Origin of the sequence: Leucobacter chromiireducens subsp. chromiireducens (genome assembly GCF_016758255.1) — a bacterium.
In the GTDB taxonomy this organism is placed as follows: Bacteria; Actinomycetota; Actinomycetes; order Actinomycetales; family Microbacteriaceae; genus Leucobacter; species Leucobacter chromiireducens.
Window position 1 is genome coordinate 233,439 of sequence record NZ_QYAD01000005.1, and the last position, 6,952, is coordinate 240,390.

General features: G+C 61.4%; 4 protein-coding genes. All 4 read right to left on the reverse strand.

The features are described from left to right. Positions 1 to 1,794: a type IV secretory system conjugative DNA transfer family protein gene (locus tag D3226_RS13840; RefSeq protein WP_202383185.1), complete on the reverse strand. Its 1,794-nt coding sequence runs from the start codon at positions 1,792 to 1,794 to the stop codon at positions 1 to 3. Then, positions 1,791 to 1,988 (reverse strand): hypothetical protein, encoded by a 198-nt coding sequence (locus tag D3226_RS14790; RefSeq protein WP_237462896.1) that lies wholly within the window; start codon positions 1,986 to 1,988, stop codon positions 1,791 to 1,793. Before D3226_RS14790 ends, D3226_RS13840 begins: the two co-directional genes overlap by 4 nt. Before the next feature lie 614 nt (positions 1,989 to 2,602). Beyond that, entirely contained in the window at positions 2,603 to 5,335 is a 2,733-nt protein-coding gene (locus tag D3226_RS13850; RefSeq protein ID WP_202383186.1) for an RHS repeat domain-containing protein, read from the reverse strand. A 381-nt stretch (positions 5,336 to 5,716) separates the two neighbouring features. After that, the gene (gene dprA, locus D3226_RS13855) at positions 5,717 to 6,730 is read right to left on the reverse strand and encodes a DNA-processing protein DprA (protein WP_202383187.1); all 1,014 of its coding nucleotides are present in this window, start codon (positions 6,728 to 6,730) and stop codon (positions 5,717 to 5,719) included. Positions 6,731 to 6,952: the final 222 nt, after the last annotated feature.

A 6,952-nucleotide genomic window follows, 5' to 3' on the forward strand; every position in this document is an offset into this window, starting at 1 on the left:
CTAGGCAGGTGCGTCCTCGATTCCCTGGGGCCGATGCAGCAGCTTTTCGATGCCAGTTTTATTTGCTTTGAGCGCTTGTGCGTCACGCCTGGCAGTCCAGGATCTGAGCCGGGTCACAATGGGTGGTGCAGCACGTAGCAGCACGAGTCCGGTGCCGAAGGGCAGCGTGCGAATGACGTCGGGTGGCATGATCGGGACACGGCGGATTGAGCGTTGGGCGGACCGGGAACCGTGATCGCCGACGGTGGTGGAATCGGTGATCTCGTCTCGTTCTCCGATGAGGGTCGTGAGGTCGTGGAGGTCGCGACTGTTTGAGGCTCCGCCGAGGATGATTTTCACGATGCTGGCGTCCCAGATTGCGCCGGCGGCATTCTCTGACCATTTCTCTCGTGCTTGCGCGAGGGATTGCAGCACCGGCATAGTCGTGATCCCGGTACCGCCACCTTCTGCCATGAGCGTGGGTAGGGACGGAAGCGGAGCGAGGTTTCCGATCTCGTCAAGCGCCAGCAGAAGAGGTGGATCGAGGCGCGCCAATGGCGATCTTGCTGCAATCCGTCGCGCAGCTTCCACCAGGTCTTCCACAAACGCAGACACCAGCGACGACGAGTTATTTGCCCCGGCTCCGGTCGCCAACAGATAGACCGTGCCCTTGTCGCGCAGAAACTGTTCGGGATCAAACTGTTCCTCGGGGTCTGGGCTGACTGCATCGAGCACCCGGGGGTCGGCGAGGGCTGCGAGTGAAAGCGATACTCCTTGCCAGATAGAGTCGCGGGTGCGGGGGTCTGATTCGATCATTGCTTGCAGCGAGTCAGCCCACCCGGTCGCTGCTTTCGGGTGGGACGTGAGAATCGCGACTGCATCTGATGCGGCTGCCGGGTCAAGAGTCCACCGGAAGAGTTCCGCCGGCCGCCGGTGGTCGAGGGCTGCCGCGTGTAACAAGGCTTGGAGGGCGGTTCTAGTTTTCCCTTCCCAGAAGTCGCCACCTTCCACTCCGCCAGCAGATAGGCCGGTGCCAGCGGCCAAGCCTGTGGCACGGATCATCGCCGTCAACGGATCATCGCACCCACGGATTGGTGACCACCGCAGCCCTGCTGGGATACCTTCTGCGAGTCGTTGCGGGTCGAACACTGCCACCGGCCCCACGAGTTGCCGTGCCCGAAGTGTCGCCGTGAGATTGTCTGGACGGGTGGAGGTCGTGATGACCGCCCCGGGCGCATCGAGGATTGCGTTGATTACGATGTGGAGGCCTTTGCCGGAACGAGGCGGCCCAATCAACAACACGGAGTCTTCGACACTTGCCCAGACTCCAACTCCGCGAGAAGCCCCCAACAGGTAGCCGACGTCTTCTGGCCTCGGTGTATCAAGTGAGGGGCGAAGCTGGCGTGCACGTCCCAGCAGCGACCGGGTTGAGGCCGCGTCGCGCACGTCTGTGCGGGTGGCGATCCCGATGATTCGGTAGGGGTCCTGTTTCAGCTGCCGGTTATGGTCACGCACCCACCCCCAGATGCGCCACCCGGCAAGGCTCACGAGCAGGGAGAGAATGCCAGCAATGACCCAATACGCGAACGGGTTTAAGTCATTTGCGCCTAGCGCCTGTCCAGGGTTTGCGGGTTGTAAGAGCACGCCGAGGCCCGTGTCAATGCCGCCGGTCGGCTGGTTCGTGCGAGTGGCCCATGCGGTGATTGATGCTGCGAGGCGAAGGATGCCCGCAAGGACTGCGGCGGCAATGAGCAGGATGATTCCCAGGTTTGTGAGTTCGTCGCCGAGCACGCCGGACTGTCTGGGCGTACTCATTCGGAGCGACCGACTACGAGTGTGCCGGAGACCCGCCCGAGCATGATGATCTCCCGTGTGGGAGATTCTGCGAGCTGTTCCGACGTGAGTAGCGTGCGGGCGATCCCGTCGTTTGAGGCATCACAGTGAGTGGTGATGATCGCGACCGCAACGTCCTCTCCAGGGACGAATCCTTCCGCTGAAATCTCGTGCACCGGTGACGGGACTAGAGGGTGCGGCAGCACCGGTCGAGACGGTGAGTGTGAAGGCACTGCGGCAATCGGTGGAGGGGCGGTCGCAAATGGAACTGGGAACGTTGGAGCAACAGGCGCAACAACGACGGCAGGTGCTTCTTGGGTGCGTATCTGAGGCGGAGTGATGATGTCGGTGAAGGTGGAACCGTCTGCTTCACGCACGAGCACTCGTATAGGGGTTCGATAGTGGGCGGTGAGGGTATCGAGGATCATCGGGAATGAGTTTCGTTTCCACGGTGGCGCATATGGTTGCGGCGCGTAGGGGGTGCCGTCGATTGTCACGGTCATCGTGCCGTCGTCGAGAACTACGAACTCCACAACTGGCACGGTGAACGGCCCTTCGTGTGTACCCCGCGGGGCTGGCGACTCTGGAGCGTTGACGGGGTGTGATTGAGCGGTACGGCGATACGAAGGCTGTGAGTTCACGAGTGGGTCCTTTCACGGGCGTGGGTTCGCCAGCAAGGTGCACGAGTGTCGCCCACAGACGTGCGAGAGGGCACGAACCGGGGATGGTTCGTGCCCTCTCTGAGCTGGCCTGCCGATGATTAGGTAGGGGTGCCCGGCAGATCAGCCGTCTAGTGTGAGTCCTCCTTCGTCTCGAACAGTTCCTCGATTTCGTGGAACGCTTCGTCGTCTTCCTGGACGTATCCGGTGCGGGCGCGTGCGATTGCGAGACGGCGGCCAAACAGGAGCACGCCGCCCAAGATCGCGAGCGAAGCTCCGGCAGCCAGCCCGAGTGGCAACCAACTTCCACCACCGGTGATCGCCAGCTCCGGAGGTGTCGGCGATGTCGGCGGGGTCACTGGTTTTTCTGGTTCAGCGGTCACTGCGGTGGTTTCATCCGGTGCCCCGCACAGGCCGCGATGGAGCACGGTGCCGTCAGTATCGGTGACGGTCTCTACCCAGTAGTACGTGCCCACGCGGTCAAACACGACCTCGTTTGATCGGTACTCGCCTGGCCCATCCAGTTCGATGACTTCTGAGGTGAACACCAGTTCATCGGCGGTGCACGTAGCAGTGTCACCGTCTTGTCGGTACGCCTCAAACAACAGCGTCGCCCCGTCTGGCACGGTGCCTGACACGGTTGCGACATCGTGAGCGGGATTTCCGAGCACGACGGTTGCAACGGCGTTCGTTTTCACCGTGAGTTCATCCGGCTGGTCGAGCACGACCGTGGTTTCACCGGGTGCCCCACACTTTCCCTCAGCAATGAGTTCACCGTCCGCGTCGTACAAGGTTTCAATCCAATACACGTTCCCGGCACTATCCACCTTCGTGGAGCCAGAACGATAAACGCCTGCCTGGGTCACCGCGACTTCCTCGCTCGTGAAGATCGGCACTTCACACACCGGTTCAGCATTTGCCTCGTGGGGGCCATACGCTCGAAATACGAGATAGGCACCGGCTGGAATGTTGCTGCCCTGCACGAGCGCAGTGTCTTCGAACGGCTGCCCGACGAGCGCTTCCGGGGTCGCTTGTGTGATCACCGTGACCGGAACCTCAGTATCCGTAGGTGGCACGAAGAACCGTTCGAGCACATCTGCCGGAGACGACTGGTACGGCTGTACCCGGTCATCGCCCACGAACTGGGTGACGAGGACGTAGTATCCGGGCTCCGTCGGAACGATCTGGTCAGTATCGGTATAGCCGAGCTTGTAGACCCCGTTTCGTGCGGGCGTCGACAGTTCCGCAAGCACCGGAGCATCCGACAAATCCATGCCCTCAGTCAGCTCAGCATCAGTGGCGAACGGCCCGTACACAGTGTGGGTGAGTTCATCCACGTCAGCTCCCCAGTACCCATCGCCCGTGAAATCCCCGTGGTTTGCGGGAAATCCACTCACTGTGACGACATCGAATGCGCGGCCGCTGGGGTGCACGTTATATTCGCGCATCAGCGAGGTCGCCATGATCGGCCACCGCACCGACGTGGTCTCCACAGTGATGCCGTATTCGTCGGCCCAGTCTGCCGCGAGATAGTCACGCACCCACTCAGGTTGCAAGTCCTTCTTCACTTCCCACACCCACGTCACAAACCCGCCAGTAGTCGTGACGACTTCCGGTGAGGTGTATACGCCAGGTCCGTCCGCGGTGACGGTAACCGTGCCCAGCGGCACCGCGTCCGGGTCGATCATCGCCGACTTCGCAGGTGGCAGTGTGCCCGGTACTTGGTAGGCCGTGCCCTCGAAGATCACTGGGATAAACGAGCCGTCCTTTTTGAGCCAGGCCCCGTTCGTGCTGCTCACCGTGATCGTGTCGGTGAGTGCATCACCGGGCACCACGAGGCGCTGGTCTGCTTCGGAGACGGCCTCTGGTTGGAACGGCACGATACTGGTTTCCGTCACCTGCCCGAATCGGTCTACGAACGAGTCAGTGAGATACTTCGCATTCGCGCTTTGAGCGTTCTTGTCGATCTGCCACACCCACGTGTAGAACCCTGACGCTGTTGCCCGAATCGTGCCCGGTGAGGTGTATGCCCCGGCACCGGTCAGTGCGAGAGTTTCCGTACCCGCGACAGGTGCACCGCCTGGTGGTGCGTTCGCTTCTGCTGGCTGCTCGTCAAACGGCCCATAGAGTGTGCCTGACGCCGTCACGGTGATCGGGGTGCCATCGAGCTGAATCCAGGTGCCTTTCGTCACTGACACATTCAGTTCGTCGGTGAACGCGTCTCCTTCGGCGACGAACCGAGAGGACACGTGCGTGGTGATTTCGGGCTGGAAATCCAACTCGATCACCGGTGACTGCGCTCGTGCGGAGAGGCCAGAACCTGAACCCGCGACGAAGTTGATGAGTCGCTGTTCGCCGGGGGTCGTGTACAAGTCGATTGCTGCCCCGAATCCGGCAGCATCAACCCTCATCGAGGCATCAATTTGGTAGGAAGGGACCCCATCTGCGGGGGTACCTGTGATGGGATGGCTGCCCGCACCAAGAGTACGAGTGGGCGAACCGTTTGCGAACACTGCATTGGTGAGTGAGGCGGCACCAGTCAGTCCGGACGGATGGGTTGCGACGGTCACGGTCCCGGTGTACTGATCTGACATTGAAAGCGTGAGCGAGAGTGATGGGTCAGTGACCGCATACACGCTAGCTTCCTGCCGCATTGCCGCAAGATACCCGAGGATCGTTGCCCGTTCCGACGCTGGTGCGACCGTCACGTTATAGTCGTCGCCAGACATTCCGTGAGAGTTGTAGCTGGCAGCGCTCGTGATTGACCAGACAAACAGTTGCACCGCCGACGTCATGTTCGGGTCTGACGACTGCCCATATTTCGCCATCACATAGTTCAATTCGGCAAGCTGCTGTCGCGACACTGAATCAAACGATGTGATTGTTTGCGGTCCTGAAGTTGCCGACCACGGTGGCGCAGCATCAAGATCAGCACAATAGGCCTGACGCCCATCCGTACCGGGGTTGAATGCGCCTAGAAATGAGTTCCCGGACCAGTAACCAACTCCGGCAGTGGCCGCGTGCGCAGGCGGGGTGATGCCGAGAACAATGCTTCCCGTGAGTAACAGGAGCGCAGTGAAGATGGCGGCGATACGTTGGAGGAATCCACCGGGTGGGTGGTCCTCCAACCCTGCATCGGGGATGAGCGGTGTGACAGACATGAACGTCCTCCTGACAGTGGTGACAGACGGACGACTACGATTCAGCCGTCCCACCCAGCAGGTGCGCCCCGCTCACCCGACATCTCAGAGCGACAGACCTCGATGCGGGGGCTGGTCAGAAACTTCGATCGGGTCAAGTGCATCGTTCTCGAGGCCAGCTCGCACCCGGACCGTGTGCTGTGCCCCGTCCCTCACGGAAGACAACAGCTCGCGTGCGTCTTCATAGGTTGCGACGAGTGAAGCAAGTCCGTCACGCATGAGCCGGTGGCAGCCAGCCGAGGCGGCACTTGTGACCGGGCCGGGTACCGCGCCCACTGGTCGTTGCAAATTGATTGCCGAGGACGCAGTATGCAGCGCACCAGACCGCACCCCCGCTTCAGTGACGACGACAGCACCGGAGAGGGCGGCAATTAACCGGCCACGTTGCATGAACCGCCACCTGGTCGGGGCGGCTCCGGGAGGCAGCTCGCTCACGAGAACACCATCGCGTTCGATTCGCTGGAACAAGTCAGCGTTTCCGGCAGGATAGTGCCGGTCAAGCCCGCCCGCCATCACCGCAACGGTCGTACCTGCTGCGTCGAGGGCTGCCCGATGCGCCGCACTATCCACCCCGTATGCACCGCCGGATATGACTTGCCGAAAATCGACCACCGCTTCGCCCGCGATTTCTCCTGTGACATGGACCCCATATCCGGTGGCGGCGCGAGCACCGGTAATCCCCAACCGATCCCAGTGCGGGGCCGCGAGTGGTTTCGGGTCACCTTTCACCCAAAGCGCAGAAGGAGCACGATCACCCAGCGCATCTACCCCGGATGGCCATTCTGGATCACCAGGAATGAGCACCCGAAGGTCATGCCGCGAGGTGTCTTCCAGTACCCGTTGAATGTGATCGGCGTTGATGCGGGGTGCGAGGCGTCGTTGCCACGTGTCGCCGCCCGGGCCAGGCGGGTGTGTCTCAGCGAGCGCGTTCTCGACGGTTTCGGTTGCTCCGAGTGTGCGGAGCATCATGCCGGTGACTTGGTCGCCGGGTTCTGATGCAATCGCGAGGATGATGCGGGCGGTCCGTTCATCTGCTGCGAGTTCTTGAATGGTAGTCATGGCTGGGCCTTTCTCACGTGTCGATAGAGTTCGACGGCTAGGTGGGTCAGTCCCGCCGCCAGACAAAGCAGTGGGGTTGGGCTATGTCTCTAGACCCGCATCTAGCTGAGCCGGTTCTCGGCGCTTCTGGCCCGCCGGGCCTGCGGAGGTCTCCACGACAACACAGATCGAGAATCGTGAAGATTGTTCAGGAATTCCGAAGATTTCAGCGTATTCTCGAAA